This window comes from Thermosynechococcus sp. (assembly GCF_046299635.1).
In the GTDB taxonomy this organism is placed as follows: Bacteria; Cyanobacteriota; Cyanobacteriia; order Thermosynechococcales; family Thermosynechococcaceae; genus Thermosynechococcus.
In genome coordinates this window covers 54,626-67,382 of record NZ_JBKBHV010000001.1, presented here as the reverse complement: position 1 = coordinate 67,382, position 12,757 = coordinate 54,626, and the positions used below count along the sequence as shown (strand labels likewise).

14 protein-coding genes are annotated in these 12,757 nt (G+C 54.9%); 4 read left to right on the top strand and 10 right to left on the bottom strand.

The genetic code is table 11. The features are described 5' to 3' along the window. The first annotated feature begins 6 nt into the window (after nucleotides 1-6). The 3 genes from glyS to ACK4IR_RS00380 all read left to right on the top strand — a co-directional run bounded on the left by glyS (nucleotide 7) and on the right by ACK4IR_RS00380 (nucleotide 4,516). On the top strand, nucleotides 7-2,190 hold the full coding sequence (glyS, locus tag ACK4IR_RS00390) for a glycine--tRNA ligase subunit beta (protein ID WP_409871115.1): 2,184 nt from the start codon (nucleotides 7-9) through the stop codon (nucleotides 2,188-2,190). Between the two features lie 144 nt (nucleotides 2,191-2,334). Next, nucleotides 2,335-3,240 (top strand): hypothetical protein, encoded by a 906-nt coding sequence (locus tag ACK4IR_RS00385; protein ID WP_409871112.1) that lies wholly within the window; start codon nucleotides 2,335-2,337, stop codon nucleotides 3,238-3,240. A gap of 112 nt (nucleotides 3,241-3,352) precedes the next feature. After that, nucleotides 3,353-4,516: a GuaB3 family IMP dehydrogenase-related protein gene (locus ACK4IR_RS00380; RefSeq protein WP_409871109.1), complete on the top strand. Its 1,164-nt coding sequence runs from the start codon at nucleotides 3,353-3,355 to the stop codon at nucleotides 4,514-4,516. Here ACK4IR_RS00380 and ACK4IR_RS00375 read toward each other — a convergent pair. The 10 genes from ACK4IR_RS00375 to ACK4IR_RS00330 form a co-directional block, all read right to left on the bottom strand. Further along, the gene (locus tag ACK4IR_RS00375; RefSeq protein WP_409871106.1) at nucleotides 4,513-5,193 is read right to left on the bottom strand and encodes a C40 family peptidase; all 681 of its coding nucleotides are present in this window, start codon (nucleotides 5,191-5,193) and stop codon (nucleotides 4,513-4,515) included. The two genes, ACK4IR_RS00380 and ACK4IR_RS00375, sit on opposite strands and share 4 nt — an antisense overlap. 7 nt (nucleotides 5,194-5,200) lie before the next feature. After that, entirely contained in the window at nucleotides 5,201-5,926 is a 726-nt protein-coding gene (gene purQ, locus ACK4IR_RS00370; protein ID WP_409871103.1) for a phosphoribosylformylglycinamidine synthase subunit PurQ, read from the bottom strand. Then, entirely contained in the window at nucleotides 5,923-6,531 is a 609-nt protein-coding gene (locus ACK4IR_RS00365; RefSeq protein ID WP_409871100.1) for a hypothetical protein, read from the bottom strand. The genes purQ and ACK4IR_RS00365 overlap by 4 nt, the downstream gene beginning before the upstream one ends. 2 nt (nucleotides 6,532-6,533) lie before the next feature. After that, nucleotides 6,534-6,803 (bottom strand): phosphoribosylformylglycinamidine synthase subunit PurS, encoded by a 270-nt coding sequence (gene purS, locus ACK4IR_RS00360; RefSeq protein WP_409871097.1) that lies wholly within the window; start codon nucleotides 6,801-6,803, stop codon nucleotides 6,534-6,536. Between the two features lie 3 nt (nucleotides 6,804-6,806). After that, entirely contained in the window at nucleotides 6,807-7,766 is a 960-nt protein-coding gene (locus ACK4IR_RS00355) for an SPFH domain-containing protein (RefSeq protein ID WP_409871094.1), read from the bottom strand. Nucleotides 7,767-7,846: 80 nt separating this feature from the next. Further along, nucleotides 7,847-8,716, bottom strand: a complete 870-nt coding sequence (locus tag ACK4IR_RS00350; RefSeq protein ID WP_409871092.1) for a DUF4388 domain-containing protein — start codon at nucleotides 8,714-8,716, stop codon at nucleotides 7,847-7,849. A 30-nt stretch (nucleotides 8,717-8,746) separates the two neighbouring features. Then, entirely contained in the window at nucleotides 8,747-9,295 is a 549-nt protein-coding gene (locus tag ACK4IR_RS00345) for a GTP-binding protein (RefSeq protein ID WP_409871089.1), read from the bottom strand. A 12-nt stretch (nucleotides 9,296-9,307) separates the two neighbouring features. Beyond that, a complete protein-coding gene (locus ACK4IR_RS00340; RefSeq protein WP_409871086.1) occupies nucleotides 9,308-9,703 on the bottom strand; it encodes a roadblock/LC7 domain-containing protein in 396 nt (131 codons plus the stop codon). A gap of 31 nt (nucleotides 9,704-9,734) precedes the next feature. After that, complete coding sequence (locus ACK4IR_RS00335; protein ID WP_409871084.1) at nucleotides 9,735-10,289, bottom strand: protoglobin domain-containing protein; 555 nt, start codon at nucleotides 10,287-10,289, stop codon at nucleotides 9,735-9,737. 320 nt (nucleotides 10,290-10,609) lie between these two features. Beyond that, nucleotides 10,610-11,851 (bottom strand): FGGY-family carbohydrate kinase, encoded by a 1,242-nt coding sequence (locus ACK4IR_RS00330; RefSeq protein ID WP_409871081.1) that lies wholly within the window; start codon nucleotides 11,849-11,851, stop codon nucleotides 10,610-10,612. Between ACK4IR_RS00330 and ACK4IR_RS00325 the strand changes: the two genes are divergently transcribed. Next, a partial coding sequence (locus ACK4IR_RS00325) for a dynamin family protein (protein WP_409871078.1) occupies nucleotides 11,850-12,757 on the top strand: 908 nt, incomplete at its 3' end. The genes ACK4IR_RS00330 and ACK4IR_RS00325 overlap by 2 nt on opposite strands.

The following is a 12,757-nucleotide window of genomic DNA, read 5'->3' as shown; positions in this document are numbered from 1 at the left end:
GTTACCATGCCCAAATTATCACCGCATACGTTCCTCTTGGAGGTGGGCACTGAAGATCTCCCCGCCCGCTTTGTCAGTAGTGCTCTGCACCAGTGGCGCACCCTGATTCCGCAAACCCTTAAGGAACAGGGACTGGAGGGAAAAGTCAACGTCTGGGCTACCCCGCGGCGCTTGGCTGTACTAATTGAGGGGTTACCACCCCAGCAGCCAGATCAAGCAATCGAGATCAAAGGCCCCGCAGCCAGTGTGGCCTTTCGGGAGGGGGAACCCGCCCCGGCTCTATTAGGTTTCCTGCGATCGCGCCAAGGCCGCCTCGAGGACATTGAAATTCGCCCCACGGAAAAGGGAGAGGTAGTCTATCTCAAGCAGGTTCGCCCCGGTCAACCCACCCCCCAAGTCTTGACTGAGTTGGCGCAACAGTGGATTGCTGCCCTTGAGGGCGCCCGCTTCATGCGCTGGGGAGATGGGGATTTGCGTTTTTCGCGTCCCATTCGCTGGCTGGTGCTGCTGTGGGAGGATCAGGTGCTGCCCTTGGTCTTGGAGAGCCATTCGGTACACATTGCCAGCGATCGCACCACCTATGGCCATCGCGTACTTTCTCAAGGTGCCCTTGCCCTCAGCCATGCGGGGGACTATGAATCGGCCCTTGAAACGGCAGGGGTCTTGGTGAATCCAGAGGTTCGCCAGCAGCGAATCCGCGAACAAATTGCTCCTCTTGCTGAGGAGGCGGGAGGATGGGTGGATTTAGCGGTGCCCCTGTTGGAGGAAGTCACCCACTTGGTGGAATGGCCAACGGCTGTCTTGGGGAGTTTTGAATCACGGTTTCTCGCCCTGCCCTTAGAGGTAATCACCACCGTATTGGTGTCCCACCAGCGGTATTTTCCCGTGTACAGCGATGCCACCCGCCAAGCCCTCCTGCCGCTGTTCATCACCATTAGCAATGGCGACCCGGCGGCCACCCCCTTGATTCGGGCCGGGAATGAGCGAGTGATTCGTGCCCGCCTGGCGGATGCCGAGTTCTTCTACAAGGCGGATATTGCCCAGCCCCTAGCGCACTATTGCACCAAACTGGCCACGGTCACGTTCCAAGATGAACTGGGTTCTATGGCGGACAAAGTGGAGCGGCTAACGGCGCTGGCTCGCCAAATTGCGATCGCCCTAAATTGCGCAGCTGCCGACATGGCTGCCATTGAACGCACGGCCTACCTGTGCAAGGCTGACCTTGTGACCCAAATGGTGGGGGAATTTCCCGAACTGCAGGGCTACATGGGGCAAGTCTATGCCACGGTCGCCGGGGAAGATGCGGCGGTGGCGACGGGAATTTTTGAGCATTATCTACCCCGTTTTGCTGGCGATCGCCTGCCCCAAAGTCTCACGGGTCAGGTGGTGGGGTTAGCCGATCGCTTGGATACCTTGGTGTGCCTCTTTGGCCTCGGCCTGTGTCCTACGGGTTCATCCGATCCCTTTGCCCTGCGGCGAGCCGCCAATGCCGTGATCAGCATTCTCTGGCAGGGAGAACATCATCTGAATCTTCTTGCGCTCTTAGAGGCGTATGCCGAAGAGGTTTGTCGCCAATTTGCCGCCAAGCTGAGTGCCATTGACTTAAAGCAGCAACTGCGGCAGTTTTTTAGCCAACGGCTGCGAACCTTACTACAAGAAGATCTCGGCATTACCTATGACCTAGTGAATGCCGTCATTCCAGAGGATCAGCCTGAGTTACAGACTCGTGCCCTCAGTGATCTCGTCGATGCTCGCGATCGCGCCCAATTTCTGCAAAAACTGCGCCAATCGGGTGAACTCATGGCCATTTACCCGACGGTGAACCGGGCAGCGCGCTTAGCCCGCCAAGGCACGCTTGAGACCGACTGCCTGAATATCCGTGCGGTTAAAGCGAAATATCTGGAAGCCCCCATTGAAAAAGAATTCTATGCCGCCCTCAAGGGTATCTTGCCAAGGGTGCAACAGGCGCAAGGGCAGCGTGCCTATGGGGAAATTGTAGAGGCTTTAGTCTCCCTTGCCCCGATTGTCAGTCGCTTCTTCGATGGCGAGGAAAGTGTGCTGGTGATGGCAGAGGATGCGACGGTGCGTGCCAATCGCCTAGCGCTCCTTGGTCTGTTGCGCAACTGTGCGGCCATTATTGGTGATTTTGGGGCGATCGTCCAAACTGAGAGCGTTGCATCCAGCTCATAATTCCCACAACTTTTGAAGGGGACAAAAGTGTTGCTTAGCTCACAGGGGCAAAGCATAATTGAGAGTACCCCAATTGAGGATTGCCGTGGCCTGTTCATCGGAACAGTCACTCAATTGGTGCTTAGACTGTTTGCGAGAATTGCCATGACTGCTGAACCTCCGGCCAAGCGCCTCCGCGCCAAGAAGACTCCAGCGACTCCGCCAACACCTTCCCCTGAGTTAGCAACGCCCCCCAAGCCTCGCCCGGAAATTCTCGGTGTTGCCGCAGCGGGTAGCTCACCGCCTAAGGTCAACGCTGCTCCCGAAGAACCCATCTCTGGGCAAGAGGATCTTCCCTCTCGCCCCCAACCTATCCCACCCCCCAGTGAACGGATGCAATATCGGGCGATCGGTGTCGTGCGAGGTCGTTATGTGCCCGCTTCGGAGGAGGAGTTTAACCGAGGGGTAATGATTACTGAGGATGGTGTGGAAATTGAAACCGTCCTCTTGGGACAGGTGATGAACCTGATTAAAAAATATCTCGACCTGAACGACCCCCACCTCTGGGTGGTCTATCCCCGCACCCGCAATGTTGATAAGGAAGATGTAAAACTTCACCTGCAAATTGTCGGCGTATGGGAACCAGAACGTCTGCAAAAAGCCAATGCCACAGCCGCCGATCCCGGCGTTAATGATGGCTACTTTTCTGTACGGGGAGAAGTGATCTTCAACTCGCAAGAGAAAAAATTTGTCGTAGTTAAAATTCAACAGTTGCCGCGTCGGCGGGGCGAGAAACCCAAAGCCTTCAAACTGAAACTGGCAGGAACGGTACCCATGAAGTCACCGGGGTATTTTTGGGACTTTCAGGTGCAGCGACAGGGGACAAGTTTAGTAGTTCAGGAGGCAACCACCGTCGGTATCCTGCCCCCCCGCAAAATCAAAAAGCCCAAGAAAGCCAAAGCACGGCCAGCCCGTCCCCAAAGGCCTCAGCGTCCCAGTGCATCGCCAACATCGCCGCGTCCGACCTCCTTTCGCCCTGCCCGGCGATCGCCCAACCCACCATTGAACTAGCGCCAAGGCATGGCTTGTCGAGGTGTTGTAAATTTTTGTAAATTTGTTGCACTGCCCACAACAACTTAGACACCGTACTTGATCATTTAGCCCACCTACTGCGAGGAATACCATGACGATTCAACTAGGGGGACATCGCACCGCCCGTCGCGCCTACGGTATTGATGAAATCGCCCTTGTCCCCGGCAACCGCACCCTTGATCCTCAATTGGCGGATACCCGCTGGCGCATTGCCCATATTGAACGGGAAATTCCAATTATTGCCAGTGCCATGGATGGGGTGGTGGATGTGACGATGGCCGTCAAACTCAGCCAGATGGGTGCACTGGGTGTCCTCAACCTTGAGGGGATTCAAACCCGCTATGAAGACCCTGACCCAATTCTTGAGCGCATTGCCAGCGTCAGTGTGGATGAATTTGTGCCCCTGATGCAGCAGTTGTATGCGCAGCCGATTCAGCCCCACCTCATTGAAAAACGCATTCAGGAAATCAAATCCCAAGGGGGGATTGCCGCCGTCAGTTTAACCCCAGCGGGGGCCAGTCGTTTTGGCGATGTGGTGGCAGCGGCGGGAGCGGATTTACTCTTTGTGCAAGCCACCGTTGTCTCACCGGCGCACCTTGCCCCTGAGGGGACAGAACCCCTAGACCTTGCCGCGTTTTGCGAGCGGATGCCAATGCCGGTCATTTTGGGGAACTGCGTTACCTACGAAGTCGCCCTCAGTCTGATGCACTGTGGTGCGGCAGCAATTCTGGTGGGGATTGGGCCGGGGGCGGCCTGTACCTCCCGTGGGGTGTTGGGGGTGGGGGTGCCCCAAGTGACGGCGATCGCCGACTGTGCTGCAGCGCGGGATGCCTACTTTGAAGAAACCCAGCGCTATGTGCCCGTGATTGCCGATGGGGGTCTTGTGACCGGTGGCGATGTCTGCAAGTGTATTGCCTGCGGTGCCGATGCGGTGATGATGGGATCCCCCTTTGCCCGTGCCAAGGAAGCCCCCGGCCGCGGTTATCACTGGGGAATGGCCACTCCCAGTCCCGTCCTACCCCGCGGAACGCGCATCCATGTGGGCACCACCGGCACCCTTGAGCAGATTCTGCGCGGACCGGCCCAGTTGGACGACGGCACCCACAACTTCCTTGGGGCATTGCAAACCAGCATGGGCACGCTTGGCGCCAAGGATCTGCGGGAAATGCAGCAGGTGGAGATTGTCATTGCCCCCTCCCTGCTCACGGAAGGCAAGGTCTATCAAAAAGCGCAAAAACTGGGGATGGGTCGCTAACCGAGGGGCACATAGCTACGGTCAATGCGGCCACCCCCCCGAAATTCCTGCCGATAGGCTCTGCTCACGGCATCCTCACTGGGGTAGAGGGTATCAATGCCGATGCCATTGCGGCCATACGCTTTGCCAGAGCTATGGATGTACTGCCCTTCCCCTAGATAGAGACCCACATGGGTGGCTCTGTCGCCCGCGCCAAAAAAGACCAGATCACCCCGCCGAAGTCGGGCTAAGATGGCCTCAATGGAGTTGCCCCCTAGGGGAGTGGCAAAGGCCTCCTGCTGATAGGCATCCCGCGGCAACCAGATGCCTTGACTGGCAAAACCGGCCTGTATTAAGCCGGAGCAGTCGTAGTTGGGAGCCACAGTTCCGCCCCAGAGATATTCATGGGGTACCTGCTGGGCTGCAAGGCAAAAGGCAATAACGTCTTCAAGCGCTGCCTCGATGTAGGCGCGATCGCGGGCAATGGGTCGATAGGGCTGGGTGGTGGGTGTGAGATGGCCGTACTCCCTTGCATCCAGCCAGCCCCCGTAGTCATCCTCCGCCAGTTGGACGTAGGTGCGGTCAGCACCCAAAGTAGGTGCCCAGAGAAAGCGTCCTGCTGCACCTTGGGTGGCGAGGCGATCGCCCGTGGGAGCATCGTAGAGATTCACCGTAGCTGTAAGTTGATAAAGCTGCATGAGTGAATCACCGACCCACGGCTCCATTCAAAAGGGACTTGAATAACTGCAACCCATCTAAGGTATGGTTGCTGGGGGAGTGGCTCAAGGCGGGGTCGGCAGCGCGCTCAGGGTGGGGCATCATCCCCAAGACATTGCCGGCAGGGTTGCAAATGCCGGCGATATTGTTCAGCGACCCATTGGGATTACTCTCAGGGGTGGCATTCCCCTGGGCATCGGCATAGCGAAAGAGGATTTGGCGGTTGGCCTCCAGTGCTGCAAGGGTGGCGGCATCGGCATAGTAGCAGCCTTCACCGTGGGCAATGGGCAAGTGGATCACAGTTTGATCGCCATAGGCTCGCAGCCACGGACGCTCTTTGGCTTCTAAACGCAAATACACACGATCGCAAATGAAGTGTAAGTCGCGATTGCGCACTAGGGCACCGGGGAGCAGCTTTGCCTCGGTGAGAATTTGAAAGCCATTGCAAATGCCCAGTACCCATTTGCCGGCAGCGGCATGGTCTTTGACGGCAGCCATAATCGGGGAGAAGCGAGCGATCGCCCCACAGCGCAAATAATCGCCAAAACTAAAGCCCCCCGGCAGCACAATCAAGTCATAGTCGCTCAGATGGGTCTCTTCGTGCCACAGAAGTTGCGTTGGCCACTGGAGAATTTCACTTGTTACGTAGGCCACATCGCGATCGCAATTCGAGCCGGGAAAAACGACAATCCCCACGTTTAGGGCATGACTCACAGCAGTTCATCCATCACATCAGTAATCGGCTTTAACTTGGCGGGGGAATGAAGCAGCTCAATATCCCGCAGCCAAATGACACCGGGTCCCATAAATTCCACCCCAATTTTAATCAAGCCAAGGGTCTGAAGTTCCGATTTGAGGTGAAAAGGCACTTCGCACAGGTGCCAGTCGCGATCGCCCACGAGGGAAACCGTGCGGGAAAATGTCCAACCAAAGGGTTGACTGCGGCCAAGGAACAGTTGCCCGCCCTCAGGTAAGGCACCGGTTTTCACTAGGGCACGGCATAGGAGCAATTGATCTCCCCCTTGGGCTGAGGGAACTTCTAACCAAAGATGGGCTTCCGGTAGTTCAAAGAGAGGAATGGTCTGCGGCCAGTGGGACTCCAAGCACCAAGCAGCCCCTTCGACCCTGAGGCCAGAACCCGCAATCGGTTGATCCACACCCGCCCGAAAAAGGGCAATGCGTTGGAAAGGGGCTGCGGGTTCCGCTACCTGAAGCAAGGGGGCAAGGGTGTTCGCCAACGACTGTAGCCCCGACTCAATGCCGGCCTTGATGCCTGCCTCGATACTGGCCAATAGATCATCCCACCAGTTGAACATCATGCCTACTCTGCGGCTGTCGCCAGCTCCTGCAATTCAATGCGAAAGGTTTCAATCACGGGGTTGGCCAAGAGTTGATCGGCAATGTGGGTGAGTTGTGCCTCGGCAGTGGCGCGATCTCCCGCCTCTAGGGTGAGTTCCACCAATTTGCCAATGCGCACCGATTGAACGTTGGTATAGCCGAGATGATGAATCCCCGCCTGTACCGCCACGCCGGCGGGGTCTAGCACCGAGGGCCGCAGGGTAACAAAGACTTGGGCTTGAAATTGTGCCATAGACTATACCTCGCGGGGCGATTGCTCGATTAGGGACTTCACCCCCTCAATCGTTGCCGGAATAGTGCTGGGATCCATAAATAGTACTTTACTGCTATCACTGTGGCCAATGGTGCGTCCCATATCTAGGTACCCTTGCGCAAGGAGAAACTGGAGCGCCTCCTTCGTCTTGGGATCTTCGCGCAGGACAGCGGCAATCACTTTCATGGCCTCTGCGGTTCCTTGGGCACGCAAAATCTGGCTTTGGCGCTCTCCTTGGGCGCGTAAAACGACTACCTTTTGCTCGGCTTCCGCGGCCAGGATGGCGGCTTTTTGTTCCGCTTCAGCGGCCAACACTTGGGCTTCCGCTTTGCCGCGGGCAGAGTTGATGGCAGCTTCCCGCTCCCCTTCCGAGGTGAGAATGGCGGCGCGCTTTTTGCGCTCGGCAGACATCTGCAATTCCATCGAGTCCTGAACTGCCTTGGAAGGGGCAATATCCCGCAGCTCCACGCGGGTGACTTTTACCCCCCACGGATCCGTGGCAAGGTCGAGATCGCGCAGCAGATTCTCATTGACTTGGGTGCGAGCCGTAAAGGTTTCATCCAGTTCCAGCCTGCCCATTTCGGTGCGAATCTGGGTCTGCACCAAATTAACCATTGCCATTGTCAGGTTTTCCACCTTGTAGTGGGCGCGTTCCATATCCATAATGCGCCAATAGACAACGGCATCCACCGTGATCACCACATTGTCGCGAGTGATACACTGCTGGGGGGGAATATCTAAGACTTTCTCGCGGGTCGTTTCCTCGAAAACCACCCGGTCTATAAACGGTAGGGTAAAGTTTAACCCCGGCTCCAAGCGACAATGGTATCTCCCCAAGCGCTCTACCAGTGCCATATTGCCTTGGTTGACAATGCGCACCGAACTGGCAACCCCCCAGCCGCCAAAGCCGAGTAGAAACAAAAGAGCATAGAGTTCATTCATGGTTGCTGTTACTCAACGAAGTCACTACTACTCTAGCGGCTAATTTTCAGATTAAGGTTGGACTTGGGGAATTGGCTACTCTAAGGGTTGACTGTCGCTTTCAAAAAGGCAACAATCCCATTGAGAAACGAAGAACTCAGCCCTGTACTGGGAGTAGCCGAGAGGTCAGAATCTATTTCTTGGTCGGGTGTCGTGTTGTTTGGGGATAGGGGTGAAATATTTACCACTTCCTCGACAATGCCCATGACCATCAGGCGGAAACAGATTTTTTGCACCTCCAAGACGGCTATGTTGAGTCTTTGGGCAATTTCCTGAATGGTTGTTGTGCCGTCAATATGCTCCCACACCTGCCACTCAATCTTGCCCAATTGAACCGAGGGCGGCTCATTGACGAGGCTAACAATGGTGGAATCGGCAAGAGGGAGCTTATCCAAGAGCGGGGTCCAATCCCGCAATAGCCGCAATCCGGCTAAGGTAATGGCTTGGGGCGAAGCACTCAGACCCGTCATTTCGGCAAAGGGCAGCGGATGCTGGGCATCGAAATGAAAATATCCATCCTTAAGGGCAAAAAGATAGGGAATCGGCGTGAGCACCTGTTGCTTAAACAGCAATTGGATTTGTTGGCTATCGAGGATAGCTTGGGACTTCAGGAAAACACCCAGCGGCACGTTCCCCGGATAGCGATTCATCACCCGCTGCATCGTTAGGGGATGCAGATAACCACGCTGTTCAATCAGTTGGCGCAGGCCTTGGTGATTCAGTGTGGTGGTTGCGGCAACGATTTGGCCATAGCGAAAGAAGAGGTAGTGCTCCGCAACCGGTGGCAGAAAGGATAGGGTGTGGGACTCATCCATTGACTTCAGCGTAAGGCATCCAGTCTTTTGCCCTTGCTCTAGGAAACGAAAGACCTCACCCAAAGAAAATTCAGAAAAATAGCCACTAATTTTCATTGGTATCCCCCTAATTTCGTTATTTTGTTCCTAACGGAGAGCAGTTGCTTGTGACTCGGCGAAGGCTTGAATTAAGGCCATGAGGGCTGTGGCAACGGAAGAGCGATCCAAGGCATTAACGGCAACCAGCGGTGGTCGTCCATGGGGACTGAGATAGCCAAGGGCGATCGCTATCTCTTCCATCGGCCAAGCCTCAGGGCGATCCACATGGCTACAGCCAATGATCATGGGAACTTTGGTGCGATGGCGCATAAAGGCAGAAATCCGCCGTGCCGCCCGAAAGTCTTGGGGGCGGTGGGAGCTAACCAAGAGAATAAAAGCATGGGCTTTGCGAATCAGGATATCCCACATAAAATCAAAGCGCTCCTGCCCCGGCGTGCCGTATAGATGCAGCGCCATATTGGGACTGAATTGGAGGCGACCAAAGTCCATAGCCACCGTAGTACTCGGCTTCATCTGAGCAGTTTCATCCGTTGCTTTGCGATCGGTGTCCACCGTCTCAATTTCACTGATAGAGCGGATGAAGGTGGACTTGCCCGCCCCCACCGGCCCGGTGACCACAATGCGCATGATTTCCATGGGTGGCAACCTCTATACCCCTATTGTCGGGTTTAAGCTGCTGAGCTGGGGCTGGAGTTCTGTCAAGACGTTTTTGATCTCCAGATTGAGAATCCCCAGTTTAGCGGCGGCATCGGCAAGAACCAACAGCACGGCGTCCTCGGTGCAACTGGTGAGGATGCCATACCCACTGCTCCCTTCTACTAAAATGCGCTCAATTTGACCCCGGCTGAGTTCGCGGCCAATTCGCTCTCCCAAGGAAAGCATGGCGGCTGACATGGCGGCCACCCGCTCTTCGTCCATTGCGCCGGGTAAAACGGCGGCCAAGGTCAAACCATCGGGAGATACCAAGGCAGCCCCTTGGACATTGCTGGCATTAGCAACAAAACTTTGCAGCGTGGCTTCCAGTTTAGAAACGTCAATTGGCATGTCGTCTTCCTCTTGGTGTAAGTGGTCAGGGCTACATGGAAGCGGCACCGGTGGCAATGAGACGCTGGAACAGGGCTTGTGTCCAACCGGTTTCCTGAAGCACGGCTTGGGAGGACACCTCGAAGTACGCCTGCTCAATAAAGGCAAGGTCAATCATGCAAATTTTTCCTAGGGCATCGCCAAGGGCTTCGGATTTGCCATCTTGGCGGAGTCTTTGCCGTACGGCATTCACCACCACTGCCATTGCCGGCACCACATGTTGCGGGCCAATGCCAACTTTCACGTGAATCAGACCAATTTTCCAGCGGCGCTCGGCATAGCTTTTGCCCCAGCCATCCATGCCGGTAAACATTTCAGCAAACCAATCCACAAAGGTTTGCCGCAGGCGGTGCACCCGCCCTTCGACGGCATTCAGAATGGTGTTCATTTCCTCATCGCGTCCGAGGTAGTCATAGAAAATCTCTGCCATTGCTGGGGCAATCTCCTTTCCCCAAGCAGCCGCTTCCGTGAGGGTTGCCTTATCGGCGTCGGTGAGTTGCACACGGCGCACCATGGTTGCCATAAAGGCGCTAGGGTCAATTGCCATAAGTATTCGTACTCAGGTACAGGGATAAAAGTTAAACGGCAGCTAGTTTAGAAGATTTTGCAAAACATGTGAAGTATCGCTCAATACAGAGTCGGAGATGGTCGAGACTGAACAGAAAGAAACTTGGCTCCAGACGCATGGAAATAAAACTTCTTGAAATAAAACTTAACATCCTCAGTCAGGAGTAGCTCTGGCTGCCAATCAACAATCAATTTTAGTTGTATATATCGCTACTTGTCCAATGGTTTCCTCCCAAGGTATTCGGGGATATCCGCTCGTTGTAGAATTTCAGTAAAATTTCAAGTCATTTCAATAGGAAGCTAGAGTGCCCCTTGGGCTAGGCGAGCAGCGCCATAGGCGGCTTCGGTTTGGGGAGCAGTGTCTACGGGCACGCCCAATTGTTGACGGCGAATCGCCAGCCAAGCGGGATTGTGGGCACCACCCCCTGCCGTCCACACCCGTTTGAGAGGGGAAGCACCCAGCTCTTGAAGGCGCCGATAGCCCTGCTGTTCAATGCGGCTCAGGCTTTCCAGCAATCCCTGCAAAAAGCGACGGGGGTCTTGGGGGCGGGGTTCTAGGCGGGGTTGGAGGTGAGGATCGGCAATGGGAAAGCGCTCTCCCGGCTCCAAGAGGGGATAGTAGTCTAGGCCGGTGGGCTGCTGCGGATCAATTTGGGCACTGAGGGCAACCAGTTCTGCCTCGCTAAAGAAATGGCGGAGAATTGCCCCGCCACAGTTGGAGGCACCCCCCACAAGCCAACGGTTGCCTAACCGGTGACTATAAATGCCACTTGTGGCCTCGGCCACGGGGCGATCGCTCAACAACTTGAGCACTAAGGTTGACCCCAACGAGGTGACCGCCTCCCCAACCCCTTGGGCACTGCTGGCCAAAAAAGCGGCAATGCTATCGGTGGTGCCGGCACAGACTTGACAGGTCGGCGGAAAGCCAAATTCCTTGACCGTTACCGACCCCAACACCGTAGCGGGGGGCACCACCTGTGGCAATAACGGTCGTAAAGGCGCAAGGTAGGGATGCTCAAACCAGTCGGGATAGGCCTCTTGGGCAGGGTCGTAGCCCAACTTAAGGGCATTATGCCAATCGGAAATGCCCAGTTGACCGTGGAGCAAAAAAGCTAGCCAATCCGCTTGATGAACCACAACCGCTGCCGTTGGGGCACAGTGCTCCTTTAACCACAGGAGTTTGGCAAGGCTACTGGTTGCACTGACCGCCGGCTGATGTGGTGGTAAAATTTGTGCCAATTGAGCGGCATACCCTTGAGCGCGATTATCGTTGTACAGAAGAACCGGCGAGCAAGGCTCCCCTTGCAAATTGCAGAGTAAAACCGTACTGGATGTGGCATCAACGGCAATCCGTTCCACCTGTTGCCGCACATGAAGAGGCAAGGCCAAAATGAGGCGCCAAAGCGTTTCTGCCCAGGCCTTAGGAGAATCGGGCTGGTGCAAAGGAAACCGCACCGTTGCCAAAATTTTGCCTTCGCCATCCACAACAATGGCTCGCGCGCCAGAGGTGCCAAAATCAATACCTAGGGCAGCAGGTGTCATGATTGTCAGGCCAACAATTGTAAACAAATTTTACTTTGGTTTTGCCATTGACAGACAGGTTTTGATGTGCTATATTCCAAAGAAAGTTTTGTGCTCCTCGACGATGTCTCAACTACCCGGCTTTCCCCAAGATATAAGCACTGCTGCTAGCAAAGCTAGCTACGTTGAAGCTCTACGTCAAGATACAATCTCCTTTTTAGAAGCAGTTCAGAACGCAACCCAAGAGTATCAACAGCTGGTCGGCCGGCCTTTTAGAGGGGCAGATGCTGTTAAAGAAGCCTTGAAGAGTGTGCGCGAGCAGCAGTTACGAATGGCAGTTGTGGCGCCGATGAAGGCCGGAAAATCTACCATCATTAATACAATCATCGGCCAGTCTTTGTTGCCCTCGCGCAATACTGCAATGACAGCTATTGCCACAGAGGTGGTTTTGGACTTTCAAGCTGGCAAGCCCAGCCTTAATATCCCTGACGAGACTTTTGGTTACTTTCAGGAGGCAGTAAGCGCGATTAGAAAACAGAATAAGATAGAAAAAGTAGAAGAGGTGAAAAATCAATATCCTCATCTAGAGGAAACCTTAAAGACAATCCAGACTGGCATTTTCAATCTCGATCAAAAGGTAGAAGGTATAGAGGCCATTCATCGTCAGCTACAGCTTTTGAACGATCTTGTGCGGCTCAGCAGTGTCCTTGCACCTAGTTACAATCCAGTGCCACGGATGCGTGATCTCCCTCAAGTACGAGTGAAGCCTTCTCAAGGCAGTCTTGAGGTTTCGGGAGAGTTAATAGGAAACTTGGTTATCATTGACACGCCGGGACCGAATGAAGCAGGAGAGAACCTAGAGATCAAGAGGATTTTCAAAGAGGAGCTAGAACGTAGCCACTTAATCTTGGTCATACTGGACTTTAC

Excerpts from the sequence above, each read along its gene's own strand:
- ACK4IR_RS00365 (WP_409871100.1), bottom strand. The coding sequence starts at position 6,531 with ATGATGTTCAACTGGTGGGATGATCTATTGGCCAGTATCGAGGCAGGC.
- ACK4IR_RS00355 (WP_409871094.1), bottom strand. The coding sequence starts at position 7,766 with ATGAATGAACTCTATGCTCTTTTGTTTCTACTCGGCTTTGGCGGCTGG.
- glyS (WP_409871115.1), top strand. The coding sequence starts at position 7 with ATGCCCAAATTATCACCGCATACGTTCCTCTTGGAGGTGGGCACTGAA.
- ACK4IR_RS00330 (WP_409871081.1), bottom strand. The coding sequence starts at position 11,851 with ATGACACCTGCTGCCCTAGGTATTGATTTTGGCACCTCTGGCGCGCGA.
- ACK4IR_RS00385 (WP_409871112.1), top strand. The coding sequence starts at position 2,335 with ATGACTGCTGAACCTCCGGCCAAGCGCCTCCGCGCCAAGAAGACTCCA.
- ACK4IR_RS00375 (WP_409871106.1), bottom strand. The coding sequence starts at position 5,193 with ATGCAGCTTTATCAACTTACAGCTACGGTGAATCTCTACGATGCTCCC.
- purS (WP_409871097.1), bottom strand. The coding sequence starts at position 6,803 with ATGGCACAATTTCAAGCCCAAGTCTTTGTTACCCTGCGGCCCTCGGTG.
- ACK4IR_RS00350 (WP_409871092.1), bottom strand. The coding sequence starts at position 8,716 with ATGAAAATTAGTGGCTATTTTTCTGAATTTTCTTTGGGTGAGGTCTTT.
- ACK4IR_RS00345 (WP_409871089.1), bottom strand. The coding sequence starts at position 9,295 with ATGGAAATCATGCGCATTGTGGTCACCGGGCCGGTGGGGGCGGGCAAG.
- ACK4IR_RS00335 (WP_409871084.1), bottom strand. The coding sequence starts at position 10,289 with ATGGCAATTGACCCTAGCGCCTTTATGGCAACCATGGTGCGCCGTGTG.
- ACK4IR_RS00340 (WP_409871086.1), bottom strand. The coding sequence starts at position 9,703 with ATGCCAATTGACGTTTCTAAACTGGAAGCCACGCTGCAAAGTTTTGTT.
- ACK4IR_RS00380 (WP_409871109.1), top strand. The coding sequence starts at position 3,353 with ATGACGATTCAACTAGGGGGACATCGCACCGCCCGTCGCGCCTACGGT.